Below are 16,971 nucleotides of genomic sequence, written 5' to 3'. Positions count from 1 at the left end.
CTTTGACACCGTGGACAAGAAGAACGCCCTGCGCGCCGGCGCCCTGGCAGCCGGTACGACGCTGATGATGCTGCTCATGTCGGCCCCCGCGAGTGCGCTCACCCGCGACGACGGTGACGACCCCGGCCCGGGCCTGAGCGTCATCGAGACGCTGGGCCTGTTCGTCGTGGCCCCGATCGTGCTGTACCTGGTCATCGCCGGACTGGTGATGATCGGCGACAAGTCGCACAAGAAGAAGGACCCGACCAGCTCCAACATCAGCACCAAGTCCGGCGACAAGGCCGACGCGAAGGCCTGACGCGGGGCTTCGCGTCGCCCGGACCGCCGCAGGGCTTTCCGAGGGCGTCGCCCGCAGCGTACGTACGCGTGATTTTCGCCGTACGTGTGCCGCGGGCGGCGCCTTCGTCTTTTTCGCCCCGTCCTGCTTCCATCCCTTCGCCATTCGCGCCTTCGCGCCGTCGCTCCTAAGGGTGCGGGGCCGTCAGATAGCGCTGCACGGTGGGCGCCAGCCACGCCACGATCTCCTCGCGGGTCAGCGCCACGGCAGGCGGGAACCGCAGGACGTACCGGGTCAGGGCCAGCCCCAGCAGTTGCGCGGCGGTGAGCGCGGCGCGCGTCGCGGTCTGCTCGGGATCGGGACACACCCGGCGGGCGACCGGCATCACCTGGTCGCGGAAGACGCCCTGCATGCGCTCGGCCCCGGCCTGGCTGCCGGCGCCGACCCGGAGCAGGGCGGTGAGCACCTCGTTCCCCTCCCACTGGTCGAGGAAGTGCGCCACGAGGACGCGGCCGACCTCCTGCCGGGGCAGCGTGCTCAGGTCGGGCAGCCTGATGTCCACGGCGACGGCCGCCGCGAACAGGCCCTCCTTGCTGCCGTAGTAGCGCATCACCATCGACGGGTCGATCTTCGCGTCGCGGGCGATGGCGCGGATGGTGGCCCGCTCGTACCCGTCGGCCGCGAAACGCTCGCGGGCGGCGTCGAGGATGGCGGCGCGGGTGACGTCGGAACGCCGGGCGGGGGCGGGGGCGGAGGCGGGGGCAGGGGCCGGGGGGCTGCTGCTGACTGACGTGCTGTCGGGCATGTCGGCGAGCGTAGGACAACACTCGTGGGCCAACAACCGTTGACGCTGCCCGGTGGGCGCCGTACGTTGGTCAACGAGCGTTGGCAAACAGTCGTTGGCAACCGGCTGTTGGTAAGCCGGCTGTCGGCAACCCACCGTTGTCAAACCGACCGTCGGCACCCGCGCCGTTGGCAACCAGCTGTTGGCCCACGCGTGTTGACCAACGTACGTTGGCCCAGGGAGGCCCTGATGAACGGCACCACCCGCTCCGTGATCGTCGTCGGCTCCGGCCCCACCGGTCTGCTCCTCGCCGGTGACCTCGCGACCGCCGGAGTCCCCGTCACCGTCGTCGAGAAGCGCCCGCACCGGATCAGCAACCTCTCCCGCGCCTTCGTCCTGCACGCCCGCACCCTGGAGCAGTTCGACGCCCGGGGGATGGCCGACGAAGTGGAGCGGGTGGGCCGGCGGCTCGCCCGGTTCCGCCTCTACGGCCGCCTCTCCCTCGACCTGACCGCGCTGCCCTCGCGGTTCAACCACATCCTGGTCCTCCCGCAGTACGAGGTGGAGGAGGTGCTGGAGCGGCGGGCGGCCGAGGCCGGGGCGCGGTTCCGCCACGAGACCGAGGTGACCGGACTGACGCAGGACGCCGAGGGCGTGACGGTCGAGGTCCGGGGGCCCGGGGGCGGTACGGAGCCGCTGCGGGCGGCGTACGTCGTCGGGGCCGACGGGATGCGCAGCACCGTGCGGAACGCGGTCGGGCTGCCCTTCCCCGGCCGCTCGGTGATCCGCTCCCTCATGCTCGCGGACGTACGGGTCACCGAGCAGCCCGGCGAACTCCTCACCTTCAACGCCGTCGGCGACGCCTTCGCCTTCCTCGTCCCCTTCGGCGACGGCTACCACCGCGTCATCTGCTGGGACCGGGGCCGTGAGCTCCCCGACGACGCGCCCGTCGGCCTCGACGAGATCAAGGCGACCACCCGGCGCGCCCTCGGCCGGGACTTCGGTATGCACGACCCCCGCTGGATGTCCCGCTTCCACAGCGACGAGCGCCAGGCCCCGGCCTACCGCGCGGGCCGGGTCTTCCTCGCCGGGGACGCCGCGCACGTCCACACCCCGGCCGGCGCCCAGGGCATGAACACCGGCCTCCAGGACGCCGCCAACCTGAGCTGGAAGCTGGCCGCCGTCCTCAAGGGGCACGCGGACGACGCCCTCCTCGACACCTACCAGGCCGAGCGCCACCCGGTCGGCCGCGCGGTGCTGCTGAGCAGTGGCGGCATCGTGCGCGCCGCCATGGCCAAGCGGCCCTGGACGATCGCCCTGCGCACCGCCGCCGCCTCCCTGGTCGACACCGTGGGCCCGGTGCGGCGCAAGGCGCTCGGCCAGGTCACCGGCATCGGCTACCGCTATCCCGCGCCCCGGGGCGCCCACCGCTTCACCGGCCGGCGGGCGCCGGACTTCGCCCTGGCCGGGGGTACGCGTCTGCACGAGGCCCAGCGCGGGGGCCGGTTCGTGCTGATCACCCCGGAGGAGTTCGAGACGCGGGCCGAGCGCAAGGACCGGCTGGCCGTCGAACGCTGGGCGAGCGACCGTCGTACGACGGTGCTGGTGCGGCCGGACGGGTATGTGGCGTGGGCGGCGGAGTCGGCGGACGAGCGGACGGTCGAGACGGCCCTCGCCACGCACGTGGGGTGAGACGGCGCGGCTCCCGGGCCGGGTGCGGCTCCCCGGCCGGGTGCGGCTCCAGGGCCGGGTGCGGCTCCCCGGCCGCGTGCGGCTCCACGACCGTGGGCGCCGCTCCTGCGGCGGGCGCTGCTACCCCTCCGCGGACCGGAGCAACTCGCGCAGCAGGCCGGCCAGTTGGCCGGCCTGTTCGGCGTCCAGGGCCGACAGGGCCTCGGTCTGCGCCGCGAGGCCCGCGCCGACCGCCTCGTCGACCAGGGCCAGGCCCTTGTCGGTGAGGGTGACGTGCAGACCGCGGCGGTCGTGCGGGTCGGGGGAGCGGCGCAGCAGGCCCGCGCGCTCCAGCTTGTCCAGCCGGCCGGTCATGCCGCCGGTCGTGAGCATCAGCGTCGCGGAGAGCTGCCGGGGCGAGAGCGTGTAGGGCTCTCCGGAGCGGCGCAGGGTGGCCAGGACGTCGAACTCCCCGCGGGAGATGCCGAACGCCGCGTACACCTTCGTCGCCCGGTCCGCCATCGCGTGCGAGATGCGGTTGACCCGGCCGAAGACCTCCATGGCGGTGGTGTCCAGGTCGGGCCGGACCTCCGCCCACTGCTCGATGATCGCGTCGACGGGGTCCTTGCGCTGCTCGGGGCGTTCGCTCATGGCCCGAGTATCGGCGCCCTCTCGGTCACCCGCAAGAAAGTAGCTTGACTGAAAGTTGCTTAGCGCTAAGCTACTTTCCACTGACCTAATTGAAGGGTGCTTCCCATGGCCGCGTCCCGCCCCGCTCTGATCGCCCTCACCGCCCTCGCCCCCGTGTCCTGGGGCACGACCTACGCGGTCACCACCGAGTTCCTCCCGGCCGACCGCCCCCTGTTCACCGCCGTGATGCGGGCCCTGCCCGCCGGTCTGCTGCTGCTCGCCCTCGCCCGGGTGCTGCCGCGCGGTGCCTGGTGGTGGAAGGCGGCGGTGCTGGGCGCGCTGAACATCGGCGCCTTCTTCCCGCTGCTGTTCCTCTCCGCGTACCGGCTGCCCGGCGGTCTCGCGGCGGTCGTCAGCTCGGCCGGTCCGCTCTTCGTGGCCGGCCTCTCGGCGGTGCTGCTCGGGCAGCGGCCGTCGGCGCGCACGCTGCTCACCGGGGTCGCGGCCGCGTTCGGCGTCAGCCTGGTCGTGCTGCGGGCGGCCGGGGCGCTGGACGCGCTGGGACTGCTGGCGGCCCTCGCCGCGACCGCGTCGATGTCGGCCGGGACCGTGCTCACCCAGCGGTGGGGGCGTCCCGAGGGCGTCGGCCCGCTGGCCCTCACCGGCTGGCAGCTGACCGCGGGTGGCCTGCTGATCGCGCCCCTCGCCCTCCTGGTCGAGGGCGCGCCGCCCGCGCTGGACGGCCGGGCGGTCGGCGGCTACCTCTACCTCGCCGTGGCCAACACGGCGGTCGCGTACTGGCTGTGGTTCCGCGGCATCGGCCGTCTGACCGCCACCCAGGTCACCTTCCTCGGCCCGCTCTCGCCGCTGACCGCGGCCGTGGTCGGCTGGGCGGCGCTGGGGCAGGCGCTGACGCCGGTGCAACTGGTGGGCATGGGTCTGGCCCTCGGGGCGACGGTGGCGGGGCAGTTCGTCACCCCACGCAGGGCGCGCACCCTCCGCTTCCCCGAAGGGAACGCCCGGCCGGACGCGAGGGACGCCACGGACGGGGCGCTGCGGCGGTAGGCCCACGGCGGTCTCCGGCCGCGGAAGGCGAAAGCGAAGGGGCGCCCGGCACCGCCGGACGCCCCACCGCTGTCGTGACAGCCGCCGGTCTACTGCCCGGCCGCCGCGTCCGCCCGCTGCGCCCGCAGCGCGCGCTCCACACCGGCCCGAGACTCCGAGACCAGGCGCCGCAGGGCCGCGTTCGGCTCGGCGGAGCCCAGCCAGGCGTCCGTCTTGTCCAGGGTCTCCTGGGAGACCTGCACGGTCGGGTAGAGGCCGACCGCGATCTGCTGGGCCATCTCGTGGGAGCGGGACTCCCAGATGTCCTTGACCACCTCGAAGTAGCGGTCCGCGTACGGGGCGAGCAGCTCGCGCTGGTCGGTCTGGACGAAACCGCCGATGACCGCCTCCTGCACGGCGTTCGGCAGCTTGTCGGAGTCGATGACCGACGCCCACGCCTCCGCCTTGGCCTCCGGCGTCGGACGCGCCGCGCGGGCCGTGGCCGCGTGGCGCTCACCGGCGGCCGTCTTGTCCCGCTCGTACTCGCCCGCGATCTCCGTCTCGTCGAACCGGCCGACCGCGGCGAGCCGCTGCACGAACGTCCACCGCAGCTCCGTGTCGACGACCAGGCCCTCGATCGTCTGCGAGCCCTCCAGCAGCGCGTCCAGCAGGTCCAGCTGCTCGGGCGTGCGGGCCGTCGCCGCGAACGCCCGCGCCCACGCCAGCTGGTGATCGCTGCCCGGCGCCGCCGCCCGCAGGTGGGCCAGCGTCGCGTCGGTCCAGCGGGCCAGCAGCGCCTCGCGGGCGGCCGGGTCGGCGTACAGGTCGATGGCCAGCTTCACCTGGCGCTGGAGCGACTGCACGACACCGATGTCGGACTCCTTGCCGATGCCGGACAGCACCAGCGAGAGGTAGTCACGGGTCGCCAGCTCCGCGTCGCGGGTCATGTCCCAGGCCGACGCCCAGCACAGGGCGCGGGGCAGGGAGGACTCGAAGTCGCCGAGGTGCTCCGTGACGAACGCCAGCGACTGCTCGTCCAGGCGGACCTTCGCGTAGGACAGGTCGTCGTCGTTGAGCAGGACCACGGCCGGGCGGCGCTTGCCGACGAGCTGCGGGACGGCGGTCAGCTCCCCGTCGACGTCCAGCTCGATGCGCTCGTCGCGGAGCAACTTGCCGCTGTCGTCGTCGAGTTCGTACAGGCCGACGGCGATGCGGTGCGGGCGCAGCGTGGGCTCGCCCTTCGCGCCGGCGGGCAGGGCCGGGGCCTCCTGGCGGATGGCGAAGGAGGTGACGACGCCGTTCGCGTCCGTCTCGATCTCCGGGCGCAGCACGTTGATGCCGGCCGTCTCCAGCCACTGCTTCGACCAGGTCTTCAGGTCGCGGCCGGAGGTCTCCTCCAGCGCGCCCAACAGGTCGGACAGGCGCGTGTTGCCGTAGGCGTGCGCCTTGAAGTAGGCCTGCACGCCCCGGAAGAACTCGTCCTCGCCCACATAGGCGACGAGCTGCTTCAGCACCGAGGCGCCCTTGGCGTACGTGATGCCGTCGAAGTTGACGAGCACGTCGTCCAGGTCGCGGATGTCCGCCATGATCGGGTGCGTGGACGGCAGCTGGTCCTGCCGGTACGCCCAGGTCTTCATCGAGTTGGCGAACGTCGTCCACGAGTGCGGCCAGCGCGAGCCGGGCGCGGCGGCCTGGCAGGCGATCGAGGTGTACGTGGCGAACGACTCGTTCAGCCACAGGTCGTTCCACCACTCCATGGTCACGAGGTCGCCGAACCACATGTGGGCCAGCTCGTGCAGCACGGTCTCCGCGCGCGTCTCGTACGCCGCGTCCGTCACCTTCGAGCGGAACACGTACTGGTCGCGGATGGTCACCGCGCCCGCGTTCTCCATCGCGCCCGCGTTGAACTCCGGCACGAACAGCTGGTCGTACTTCTTGAACGGGTACGGGTAGTCGAACTTCTCCTGGAACCACTCGAAGCCCTGCCGGGTCACCTCGAACAGGGCGTCCGAGTCGAGGTACTCGGCGAGGGAGGGACGGCAGTAGATGCCGAGCGGGACGGACTGGCCGTCCTTCTCGTACACGCTGTGCACCGAGTGGTACGGGCCGACGATGAGCGCCGTGACGTACGTGGAGATGCGCGGGGTCGGCTCGAAGACCCAGACGCTGTCCTGGGGCTCGGGGGTGGGCGAGTTGGAGATGACGGTCCAGCCCTCCGGCGCCTTCACGGTGAACTGGAAGGTCGCCTTCAGGTCCGGCTGCTCGAAGCTCGCGAACACCCGGCGGGCGTCCGGCACCTCGAACTGGGTGTAGAGGTAGGCCTGGTCGTCGACCGGGTCGACGAAGCGGTGCAGGCCCTCACCGGTGTTGGTGTACGCGCAGTCGGCGACCACCCGGAGGATGTTGCGGCCCTTCAGCAGGCCGGGCAGGGCGATCCGGGAGTCCGCGAAGACCTCGGCGGGGTCGAGCGAGTCCCCGTTCAGCGTCACCTCGTGCACGGTCGGCGCGACCAGGTCGATGAACGACTCGGCGTCGTTGTCCGCCGTGACGTCGAAGCGCACCGTGGTCACGGACCGGTAGGTGCCGCCCTCCTGCGCGCCGGAGAGGTCGAGTTCGATCTCGTACGAGTCAACGGCGAGCAGCTTCGCCCGCTGCTGCGCCTCTTCGCGGGTCAGGTTTGTGCCAGGCACGCGGTCATCTCCTCGTTATGGGTGGGTTGCGCCATCTTTCCACGGCGGCCGGGCGTCAGGCGACGACCTGGGCGTCTCCTAGGGATACCCCTCGGGTGGCGAGGGTCCGGGCGAAGGCCCGCACCGCCGCGGACTCCCCGTCCCGGTGCCACACCAGGCCGAGCGCGGACTCCGGAACGCCCTCCACCGGTACGAACGCCACGTCCTCACGCCGGTGGTAGGAGGCCGTGGGACGGCACAGCAGCATCCCCGCGCGCCCGGCGGCGACCTGGGTCAGCCCCTCCTGGAGGGTGCTGACCGCCGGGCCAGGGACGGCGGACGGGGCGTGGGCGGTCCGCCAGTACGCCGGCGCCGGGGGTCCGGCCGTGACCAGCGGTGTTTCCGCGACCTCCGCCGCCGACACCGCAGCACGGGACGCGAAGGGGTGGTCCCGGGCGACCGCCACCGTCTGCGGCCGCCGCGAGAACACCGGCCCCAGCACCAGGTCCGGCTCCCGCACCGGGAGCAGCACGACCGCCGCGTCCACCGCGCCGTCCCGCACCCCGCCGAAAGGGTCGGCGAGCGGGATCTCCACCAGGTCCGTGGCGCACTCGGGGTGCGCCGACCGGAAGGCCCGCACCGCCGCCGCCAGCCCGGCGTCCGCCGTCCCCTGGAAGCCGATCCGCAGGGCGCCCTCGACACCCCGGGCCGCCGCCCGCGCGTCCTCCACGGCCTCCCGCAGCCCGCCGTACGCCGGGCGCAGCCGCTGCACGAACCGTTCGCCGAGCGGGGTCAGGGCGACCCGGCGGCTGGTGCGGTGCACCAGCCGGCCGCCCACCCGGCGCTCCAGCGCGCTCACCAACTGGCTCACCCGGCTCTGCGAGACGTACAGCCGCTCACCCGTCCGGCCGAAGTGCAGCTCCTCGGCCAGGACCAGGAAGCACTCCAGCTCACGCAACTCCAGCCCCGCCACGGCGGTTTCCCTCCCGTTCGGATCGATCAGTCCCGCTCATGGAAGGGTGAGGACTTCGCCGTTGTTCCCGGGCGGGCGCCGCAAAAAGGTGGAGACATGCCTTCCACGACGTCCGCGACGGCCCCGCAGGGGACCGACGCCACCTCATCACCGGCCCGCCCCTGGCCCGCTGTCCTGGCCCTCGCCGCCGCCACCTTCGCCGTCGTCACGACCGAGATGCTCCCGGTCGGCCTGCTCACCCCGCTCGGCGCCGGCCTGCACGTCTCCGCCGGCACGGCCGGGCTCGCCGTCACCCTGCCCGGCCTCGTCGCCGCGGCGAGCGCGCCCCTGCTGCCCCTCGCGGTCCGCCGCGCCGACCGGCGCACCGTGCTGTGCGCCCTGCTGCTCCTGCTCACGGCCGCCAACCTGCTCTGCGCCCTCGCCCCGAACCTCGCCGTCCTGCTGCTCGCGCGCGCCCTGGTCGGGGTGTGCATCGGCGGGGTGTGGGCGATCGCGGCCGGGCTGGGGACGCGGCTCATGCCGCCGGAGCGGGCCGGGCGGGCGACCGCGCTGATCTTCAGCGGGATAGCCGTCGCCTCGGTGCTCGGCGTCCCCGCCGGCACGCTGCTCGGATCCCTCGCGGGCTGGCGCTGGGCCTTCGCGGCACTGGCCGGCCTGGCACTCGCGGTGACGGCGGCCCTGTACCTCGCTCTGCCCCCGCTGCCGCCCGGGAGCCCGGTCCGCCCGGGCACCTTCGCGGGACTGCTGCGCACGGCGGGCGTGGCGCGCGGCCTGCTGGCCGCGCTGCTCCTGGTCACCGGCCACTTCGCGGCCTACACCTACGTCCGCCCGGTGCTGGACCGCGTCCCGGGCCTCGGCGCGGGCACCGTCAGCGCCCTCCTCCTCGGCTACGGCATCGCCGGAGTCGCCGGCACCTTCGCCGGCGGCGCACTGGCCGCCCGCGACCCCCGCAGGACCCTGCCCGCCATCGCGGCCGGACTCGGCACCGTGGTGCTGCTGCTGATCCCGGCGGCCGGTTCCCTCCCCGCTGCCACGGCGCTGCTCGTGCTGTGGGGCCTGGTCTACGGGGGCGTCTCGGTCTCCGCCCAGAACTGGCTGTCGGCGGCGGCGCCCCGGGCGCGCGAGGCGGGGTCGGCGCTGTTCGCCGGGGTCTTCAACACGGCGATCGCGCTCGGGGCGTTCACGGGTGGCCGCACGGCGGACGCGCTGGGGCCGACGGCGGTGCTGGCGGCCGGCGGCGCACTGGCGCTGCTCGCCCTGCCGGCGGCGCTGAGCGCGGGAACACGACGTCCGGATCCCGCCGGTGGCCCGGCCCCGCGCGAGCGAGTCTGATCTCCATGCCGACGACGACGTACACCCCACGCCCCATCGACCCGCAGGCCCTGAAGGAACTGCGCGCGACCGACGACGCGGGCCGCCCCACGGCCCCCTTCACCGACCCCGAGGGCGACGCCCCGCTCCGCTGCTGCCTGCGCCGCAGCGAGCCCGGGGAGCGGATCGCCCTGGTCTCCTACGCGCCCCTGCGCCGCTGGGCGTCCGCCACGGGAGCCGAGCCGGGGCCCTACGACGAACAGGGCCCGGTCTTCATCCACGCCGACCCCTGCGAGGCCCCGGCCGACGGCGCCCTGCCCTTCACCAACGCCCACCGGGTACTGCGCCGCTACTCCACGCAGGGACACATCCTGGGCGGGCGGCTGGTCGAGAGCCCGGCCGCCTTCGAACAGGCCCTCGCGGAAGCGTTCGACGACCCGTCCGTGGCACTCGTCCACGTCCGGGCCGTCGAGTACGGGTGTTTCCTCTATGAGGTGCGCAGGGCCTAGCCCTTCAGCTCCGCCGCCACCAGTTCCGCGATCTGTACGGCGTTCAGTGCCGCGCCCTTGCGGAGGTTGTCGTTGGAGACGAACAGGGCCAGGCCGTTGTCCACCGTCTCGTCGCGGCGGATGCGGCCGACGTAGGACGGGTCCTTGCCGGCGGCCTGGAGGGGGGTCGGGATGTCGGAGAGCTCGACGCCCGGGGCGTCCTTCAGCAGCTCCGTCGCGCGCTCCGGGGAGATCGGGCGGGCGAAGCGGGCGTTGACCTGGAGGGAGTGGCCGGAGAAGACCGGGACGCGCACGCAGGTGCCGGAGACCTTCAGCTCGGGGATCTCCAGGATCTTGCGCGACTCGTTGCGGAGCTTCTGCTCCTCGTCGGTCTCGTTCAGGCCGTCGTCGACGATCGAACCGGCCAGCGGCAGCACGTTGAAGGCGATGGGGCGCTTGTAGACGCCGGGCTCCGGGAAGTCGACGGCCTCGCCGTCGTGCGTGAGCTGGTCCGCGTCGGCGACGACCTTCTGCGTCTGCCCGTGCAGCTCGGCCACGCCCGCGAGGCCGGAGCCGGACACCGCCTGGTACGTGGCGACGACCAGGGCCTCCAGGCCCGCCTCCTCGTGCAGCGGGCGCAGCACCGGCATCGCGGCCATCGTCGTGCAGTTCGGGTTGGCGATGATGCCCTTGGGGCGGTTCTTGATCGCGTGCGGGTTCACCTCGGAGACGACCAGCGGGACCTCCGGGTCCTTGCGCCACGCCGAGGAGTTGTCGATCACGACGGCGCCCTGGGAGGCGACCTTCTCGGCCAGCGCCCGGGACGTGGCACCGCCCGCGGAGAACAGCACGATGTCCAGGCCGGTGTAGTCGGCGGTCGCCGCGTCCTCCACCGTCACGCCGTCCAGCTCCGTCCCCGCGGAGCGGGCCGAGGCGAACAGGCGCAGCTCCGTGACCGGGAAGTTCCGCTCCTTGAGGATCCTGCGCATGACCGTGCCCACCTGTCCGGTGGCTCCGACGATTCCGACCCTCACGGTGACTCCCTCTCCTGCGTCTCTTCACGTGCTCGTTGCTTGGCCGAGGCTTTTCCATCATGCGGCCGACCACGGCCCGTCTGTCCACTTCTTTCCCCGGACTGCCCGGGGAGTGGGACGACGTGTCCCGCTCCCTGGTTGCGGACCTGCGGTGTCGACCCCGCTGAGCTGGAGATATTCATCCGGCGGGGGTCGCGCGCCGCAAGCTCGCCTGCCCCTGTCGGTCTCGGCCACACGGAAGTGTGACGTACGCCTCTGTCGCCTCGGCGGAACCGGCAGGAAAGTCGGCCGAACGTTCCGGGCCGTGCCGGCGTCGTAGGAGAAACACGGTGAGGGGGGTGGCTTGTGCTGCTGCGCGGAAGAGCCCGGCGCGGCCGGGAGGAGGCGCGCGCCGGTGCCGGTGCCGGCGACGGTCCGCCGGGCGACGTTGTTCCGCTGAACGACGCCGATCAGCTGAACGACGCCGATCCGCTGGACGCGGCACAGGAGCGCCGGGTGCGGGCGGTGCTCGCGCTGGGCGGCGTGCCGCAGGCGGACCTGCCGGACGGGGTACAGCAGGTCCGCCTGCGGCTGCTGGAGCGGGCCGCGAGCGGGCGGGAGGCGCCGCGGGACGTCTCGGCGTGGGCGGCGGTCGTGGCCTCCAACCTCGCCATGGACTGGCACCGGGCCAAGCGCCGCCAGGAGCGGCTCGGGGAGCGGCTGGCCGCCCTGCGGCAGATCGCCCACCCCTCCGGCGAGGACACGAGCGTGCTCTCCGTCGCCGTCGCCCAGGGTCTGGACGCGCTGCCCGACGCCCAGCGGCAGGTCGTGGTCCTGCGTTTCTACGCCGACCTGCCGGTCCGGTCCATCGCCGAGCAGCTCGGCGTCCCGGAGGGCACGGTCAAGAGCAGGCTGCACACGGCGGTACGGGCCCTGCGCGCCCGCCTGCACGAGGACGAGGTGGTGTGACATGACCGCCCGGAACGACGACGCCCGGCACGACGGTGACGCGTACGACGGTGGCGAGCCCGGCCGTGAGGCGTACGACGGTGAGGCGTACGACGGTGAGGCGTACGACGGTGACGCGTACGACGGTGGCGCGTACGACGGCCTGGATCCGCTGATGGCCGTGCTCGTCGGCGATCCCCTGCCGTCGGCGGCCCGCCGTGACGCGGGCTTCATGGCCGCCCACCGCGCGGCTGCCGCGGACGTGGCGCTGCTGCGGGAACAGCTGGGGCTGATCGGGGACACCCTGGCGCGACAGGCCGGAGCCGACCCGTCCGCGGTGACGCCGCTGTCGGTGCGGCCCCGACCCGGACCCCGGACCCGCCCCCGACCCCTGGTCCTGGCCCTGCGCGGCCTCGCCGCGGCCGCGGTCGCCACCGCGGTCGTGGGCCTGGGCTGGGTCGTCGTGCAGAGCGGTGCCGGGGCGGGGAACGACACGGCCAGCAGCTCGGCGGCCGACAGCGGGGCCCGTGCGGAGAGCGGCGCCGGGTACGGGGCCGAGGAGGGCAAGCTCAGTGAAGCCGGCTACCTCGCCTGCGCCCGGCTCGTCGTCGAGGGCACCGTCGCCGAGGTCGAGGCCGTCCCCGGCACCGGCCGGAACCGCGTCACCCTGGACGTGGACCGCCACTACAAGCCCGCCGAGGGCCGGGACCGGGTCGTCTTCCCCATGGACGCCGGGATCGACCCGCCGCTGCGGCCGGGCGACCACGTCCTGGTCGGCATCCGGCAGGGGCACGCGGAGCCCGACCTGTGGACGACGGACGAGCAGGAGATCGCCCGCGAAAGGGCCTGGATCACGGCCGCCCTGCCCGAGTCACGCACGTATCCCTGCGAGGAGTAGCGCGAAGGGCGGGCGCCCGTACGGACGCCCGCCCTCAACGATGTCCGTGACCGGTTACGGCACGACCTTCTCGATCTTCACGCTGCCCACGCCCGCGGCCGTGCCGCGCGCGTTGACCAGCTGCACCTGGCCGAAGAACTCACGCCCCTCGGGCGCGGCCGCCGTGGCGGTGACGCTGCCCGAGACCGTGGCCGACGCGCCCGTGCCGAGCTTCACCGGCGAGCCGTCGACGCCGACACTGCCCAGGCTCGGAGCGAAGAACACGTCCCGGTAGTCGTAGGCGGTGGTGCCGGCCGGCACCGCGTAGCCGACGACCTCGATGGTGTACGTGCCGGCGGCCGGCGACGGGATGGAGACCGACTCGTCGGAGTCGCCGTCGGCCGAGCTGCCGACCTGCGTGCCGGAGGCGTCGTAGACCGCGAGGTCGAGGTCGGCGGCCGCGTCCGAGACGCCGCCGATGGTGACGTCCAGCGACTTCGCGCCCGCGGGCACCGCGACCGTCGTGTGCTGCGCCTCGCCCTGCTTGATCGACGGGCGGGCCGTCTTCGCCGAGCCGAGCGGGCCGCCCACCAGCTTGCCGTCGAGCGCGGCGAAGCCGTTCGTCACCTTCCAGGAGGCGGCGGCCGGGGTGCCGACCTTCGCCTCGGGCAGGGTCACGGTCTCCGGGTCGAAGGCCGCGCCGAGGACGGCGACGTCCAGCTTGTAGGGGTTGTCGAGCAGCGGCGACGTCCGGCGCGACTCGACCTCGATCTCCCACACGCCCGGCTGCGGGTTCGCGTAGGAACGCACGTCGGGGCGGCAGGTGTTCGCCGGGTTCGGGTAGTTCGGGTAGCAGTTGATCGTCGACGTCGGGTCGGCCGGCGTGCCGTACGGGTGGATGGAGATGAACCGCGTCTGGCTCTTGTCCTTCAGCCCGCTCATCGCGACCTCGAGGGACTTGGCGCCCTCGGGGACGGTGACGAAGTAGTGGTCCGAGCTGTTGCGCTGCACCGAGTCCGAGGCGGCGAAGGTGTACTTCAGCGGCTCGGCGACGACGACCGTGTTCAGGACCTGCTTGTCGATGCCCTCGGTCCTCGGGTCGTCGACCTCCAGGATCGCGCTCTTGATGCCCGCGGACTTCGGCGCGGCCTGGACCTTGACGGTCACCGGCTGGTTCAGCGGCAGCCTGACCTCGTCGGAGCCGACGATCCGGAAGGTGCCGCCCGCGTTGTTCTCGAGGTGCAGCTCGTGCCGGATCGCCTTGTCGGCGCCGGACGTACGGGTGATCGTCACCTCGTAGGTCTTCTTCTGGCCGGCCTTCAGGCCGCCCTCGCGGTCGTACAGGCCCGTGCCGAAGCCGGGGGTCTTCAGGAACTGGTCGAGCGCGGTGTCGACCGGCGCCTTGACCGTGTAGGCGTGGGAGGTGGCGCCGTCACGGATGGCGTCCCAGGCGTCCTCGATGTTCATGAGGCCCGCGCCCTCCTCGTACGCCTGCACACCCTTGATGTGGTCGGCGGTCGAGGTGAGGGCGGTGCGCAGGGTCGCCGGGGTGAGGTCGATCTTCTTCTGCTTCGCGGCGGACAGCAGCAGCGCGGCGGCACCGGCGGCCTGCGGGGAGGCCATCGAGGTGCCCTGCAGCATGCCGTAGCCGGCCGGCAGGGTGTAGCCCGCCTCGGCGACCGGCTGGCCCGGCATCCAGGTCTGGATCGTGTTGATCGCGGCGCCCGGGGCGACCAGGGTCGGGGTGAAGCCGCCGTCCTCACGCGGGCCGCGCGAGGAGAACGGCATCAGCGCGTACTTCTTCTCCACGACCGAGCCGTAGTTGGCGGCCCAGGTCTCCTTGGAGACGGACGCGCCGACCGAGATGACCTTCTCGGCGAGCGACGGGTCGCCGATGGTGTTGGCGCCGGGGCCGGAGTTGCCCGCGGAGATCACCAGCTGGACGCCGTAGGTGTCGATGAGGCGCGTGTACAGCTCGGCGCGCGCGTTGTTGCCGTCGTTCAGCGCCGGCAGGCCGCCGATCGACATGTTGACGATGTCGACGCCGCGCTTGGTGACGAGGTCGATCATGCCCTCGGTCAGGGCGACGTTGGTGCAGCCGCCGGACCAGGTGCAGGCGCGGGAGGAGACCAGCTTGGCGCCGGGCGCGGCACCGTTCATCTTCCCGCCGAACAGGCCGTTGGCGGCGGTGATGCCGGCCACGTGGGTGCCGTGCTCGGACTCGATGACGCCGATGTTGACGAAGTCGGCCTTGGCGCCGGCGCCGTTGTACACGACGTCCTTGCGGATCTCCACGACGAACGGCTGCCGCTCGGCGACGTCCGTCTTCGGGTCGTCGGTGCCGAAGTACCCGATCTGGAAGCCGTCCTTGTACGGCTTCATCGCGGTGTCGTCACCGAAGTCGTGGTTGTCGTTGAGGTCGACGCGGACCGTGCCGGCCGCCGGGTCGTACAGCACGCCCCATTCGTCGGTCTTGTCGCCGTCGCGGTTGGCGTCGCCCGCGGCGTCACCGCCGGTGGTGTACGACTCCTTGAAGGTGCTGATCCGGTAGGAGCCCGCGGGCGCCTTCCAGGTGGTGCCGCCGTGCGTGAAGGTGGGGCCCGCGACGGAGGTGTCCATCCGGCGCCACGTGTTGTCGCTGTCGACGACCGGGTCCGTCGCCGTCACCCAGTCGACGATCTTCCGCTCGCCGGTCGTGGTCTTCTGCAGCGCCGGGTGGCCGAGGTCCACGCCGGAGTCGAGGATGCCGATGGTGATGCCGCGGCCGTCCGCCTTCGGGTGGTCCTCGACGAAGTCGACCGCGCCCGTCTCGAAGGACGGGTTGTACGGGTTCTCCGCCGGGGTCTTCTTGCCCGGCGCCGGGTAGGTGCCCGCGGCCTTGGCGCCCTTGGCGGCGTCCGCGCTCGGCGTCGGGTCGTCCAGCGGGATCTCCTCGCGCAGGTCGATGCCGTGCACGGAGGAGAGCTTGACGGCGGCGGCGATGGCCGAGTCCGCCCGGGACGTCGGGACGGTGGCGCGGACGTAGCCCAGCTTGTCGTCGGTCCGGCCGACCACGCCGCCCTTGACCGCGTCCAGCTGACCGGCGACCTGCTCGGTCTGCCCGGGCGCGGTGGCGATCATCATCGTGACGGTCTTGTCGCCGTCGGCCTTGGCCTCGGCGAGCAGGTCCGCGTCGTCGGAGCCGAGCTTGTCGTGCGCGGACTTGACGTCCGCGTCGGTGGGCGCGGCGGCGCCGGGGCCGTCGGCGGCGAAGGCCAGGGGGACCGGCCCGGCCGCGGAGAGCGCGGCGACGAGACCGGCGGCGACGGCGATGCGCGCCACTCGTCTCGGGCCCGTTATCGGGTCACGCTGGGGGGTGAGGGTCATCGGCATCCCTTGTAGGTAAAGGAACGAGCGGGAGCGACCGGGTCCGATCGGTCCTGGTCGCGACCGTCCGGAACGCAAGCCCGGACGATCGCACAGCTTTACGCAAGGGACGGAAGTTTGGGGATGGTTGACCGAAACGAAATGGACGCATGGGGAAAACCCGCTATGTGCTTTACGGACATGCGGCCCGAACGCGGCGAATCGGCCCGCTCGTCGGGTGTCACGGGTTAACGTCCCGTAATGCGACAGAGGTTGAGGGTGGCGGCCTACGCCGTATGCGTCCGGGACGGACAGATCCTCCTCGCCCGCTCACCCGCGCCGGACGGCACGCCCGAGTGGGTCGTGCCCGGCGGCGGCATGGAGCACGGCGAGGATCCCTACGACACCGTGCGCCGCGAGGTGGAGGAGGAGACCGGCTACCGCATCGAGGTCACCGGGCTGCTCGGCGTGGACTCCTCCCACCGGGTCTTCCGCAACGGCATCGGACCCGCCGTCGACCACCACGCCGTCCGGCTCGTCTACGAGGGCCGCGTCATCGGCGGCGAACTGCGCTACGAGGTGAACGGCTCCACCGACCTCGCGGCCTGGCAGGACCTCGACGCCGTGCCCGGTCTGGCCCGGGTCTCCATGGTCGACATCGCGTTGCGGATGTGGCGCGAGCGGCCGGTGACCGGACGGCTGGCAGGCGCCCTGGACTAGGTCCGGACTAGGTGCAGTACCCCGGAAGATGAACGCCGTGTGACCGGCTCCCGACCGTTCCCGGAGCGGACGACGACGCGCAGGGTAGTCCAAGATCCACGTACGGTGATCGGCGCTGCCCGTTGCCGCCGCGTTTACGCGCAGGTCATCCCCGCTGCCAACGATCCAGTACGAGCGGGGTGTTCACGTGAACGAACACCCCGCGACCACTGCCGACGCGT

The 16,971-nt window shown here is 72.9% G+C and carries 14 protein-coding genes; 8 read left to right on the top strand and 6 right to left on the bottom strand.

Features of this window, described 5'->3' with window-relative positions; translation table 11 throughout:
- The first annotated feature begins 10 nt into the window (after positions 1 to 10).
- Positions 11 to 298: a hypothetical protein gene (locus C1703_RS13290; protein ID WP_114252588.1), complete on the top strand. Its 288-nt coding sequence runs from the start codon at positions 11 to 13 to the stop codon at positions 296 to 298.
- Between the two features lie 166 nt (positions 299 to 464).
- Here C1703_RS13290 and C1703_RS13285 read toward each other — a convergent pair whose 3' ends face one another.
- The gene (locus C1703_RS13285; protein ID WP_114252586.1) at positions 465 to 1,082 is read right to left on the bottom strand and encodes a TetR family transcriptional regulator; all 618 of its coding nucleotides are present in this window, start codon (positions 1,080 to 1,082) and stop codon (positions 465 to 467) included.
- A 228-nt stretch (positions 1,083 to 1,310) separates the two neighbouring features.
- Between C1703_RS13285 and C1703_RS13280 the strand changes: the two genes are divergently transcribed.
- Positions 1,311 to 2,753 carry an FAD-dependent monooxygenase gene (locus C1703_RS13280; RefSeq protein WP_114252584.1) on the top strand — a complete coding sequence of 481 codons (1,443 nt, stop codon included), beginning with the start codon at positions 1,311 to 1,313 and terminating at the stop codon, positions 2,751 to 2,753.
- A 120-nt stretch (positions 2,754 to 2,873) separates the two neighbouring features.
- On the opposite strand, the gene C1703_RS13275 is transcribed toward C1703_RS13280, so the two are convergent.
- Positions 2,874 to 3,383, bottom strand: coding sequence for a MarR family transcriptional regulator (locus C1703_RS13275; RefSeq protein ID WP_114252581.1), 510 nt, complete (start codon positions 3,381 to 3,383; stop codon positions 2,874 to 2,876).
- 105 nt (positions 3,384 to 3,488) lie between these two features.
- Between C1703_RS13275 and C1703_RS13270 the strand changes: the two genes are divergently transcribed.
- Complete coding sequence (locus C1703_RS13270) at positions 3,489 to 4,427, top strand: EamA family transporter (protein WP_114252579.1); 939 nt, start codon at positions 3,489 to 3,491, stop codon at positions 4,425 to 4,427.
- 89 nt (positions 4,428 to 4,516) lie between these two features.
- Here the strand turns inward: C1703_RS13270 and pepN are convergent, their stop codons facing one another.
- Complete coding sequence (gene pepN, locus C1703_RS13265) at positions 4,517 to 7,096, bottom strand: aminopeptidase N (RefSeq protein ID WP_114252577.1); 2,580 nt, start codon at positions 7,094 to 7,096, stop codon at positions 4,517 to 4,519.
- A gap of 55 nt (positions 7,097 to 7,151) precedes the next feature.
- Positions 7,152 to 8,048 carry a LysR family transcriptional regulator gene (locus C1703_RS13260; RefSeq protein WP_114252575.1) on the bottom strand — a complete coding sequence of 299 codons (897 nt, stop codon included), beginning with the start codon at positions 8,046 to 8,048 and terminating at the stop codon, positions 7,152 to 7,154.
- Between the two features lie 96 nt (positions 8,049 to 8,144).
- Here C1703_RS13260 and C1703_RS13255 point away from each other — a divergent pair, with 96 nt between their 5' ends.
- Together C1703_RS13255 and C1703_RS13250 are read left to right on the top strand one after the other, a co-directional pair.
- Positions 8,145 to 9,380, top strand: coding sequence for an MFS transporter (locus tag C1703_RS13255; protein WP_114252573.1), 1,236 nt, complete (start codon positions 8,145 to 8,147; stop codon positions 9,378 to 9,380).
- A gap of 5 nt (positions 9,381 to 9,385) precedes the next feature.
- Positions 9,386 to 9,868, top strand: coding sequence for a DUF1203 domain-containing protein (locus C1703_RS13250; RefSeq protein WP_114252571.1), 483 nt, complete (start codon positions 9,386 to 9,388; stop codon positions 9,866 to 9,868).
- On the opposite strand, the gene C1703_RS13245 is transcribed toward C1703_RS13250, so the two are convergent.
- Positions 9,865 to 10,881: an aspartate-semialdehyde dehydrogenase gene (locus C1703_RS13245; protein WP_114252569.1), complete on the bottom strand. Its 1,017-nt coding sequence runs from the start codon at positions 10,879 to 10,881 to the stop codon at positions 9,865 to 9,867. The genes C1703_RS13250 and C1703_RS13245 overlap by 4 nt on opposite strands.
- 435 nt (positions 10,882 to 11,316) lie before the next feature.
- Between C1703_RS13245 and C1703_RS13240 the strand changes: the two genes are divergently transcribed.
- Together C1703_RS13240 and C1703_RS13235 are read left to right on the top strand one after the other, a co-directional pair.
- A complete protein-coding gene (locus C1703_RS13240) occupies positions 11,317 to 11,829 on the top strand; it encodes a sigma-70 family RNA polymerase sigma factor (RefSeq protein WP_114257405.1) in 513 nt (170 codons plus the stop codon).
- A 1-nt stretch (position 11,830) separates the two neighbouring features.
- A complete protein-coding gene (locus tag C1703_RS13235; protein ID WP_232840470.1) occupies positions 11,831 to 12,706 on the top strand; it encodes a hypothetical protein in 876 nt (291 codons plus the stop codon).
- A gap of 54 nt (positions 12,707 to 12,760) precedes the next feature.
- On the opposite strand, the gene C1703_RS13230 is transcribed toward C1703_RS13235, so the two are convergent.
- A complete protein-coding gene (locus tag C1703_RS13230) occupies positions 12,761 to 16,051 on the bottom strand; it encodes a S8 family serine peptidase (protein WP_114252567.1) in 3,291 nt (1,096 codons plus the stop codon).
- 240 nt (positions 16,052 to 16,291) lie between these two features.
- Here C1703_RS13230 and C1703_RS13225 point away from each other — a divergent pair, with 240 nt between their 5' ends.
- Positions 16,292 to 16,750, top strand: a complete 459-nt coding sequence (locus tag C1703_RS13225) for an NUDIX hydrolase (RefSeq protein ID WP_198678160.1) — start codon at positions 16,292 to 16,294, stop codon at positions 16,748 to 16,750.
- The last annotated feature ends 221 nt before the right edge of the window (positions 16,751 to 16,971 follow it).

Source organism: Streptomyces sp. Go-475 (assembly GCF_003330845.1).
Classification (GTDB): Bacteria; Actinomycetota; Actinomycetes; order Streptomycetales; family Streptomycetaceae; genus Streptomyces.
Note: the sequence above shows the minus strand (reverse complement) of the source record. Positions and strands in the feature narration are given on the sequence as shown.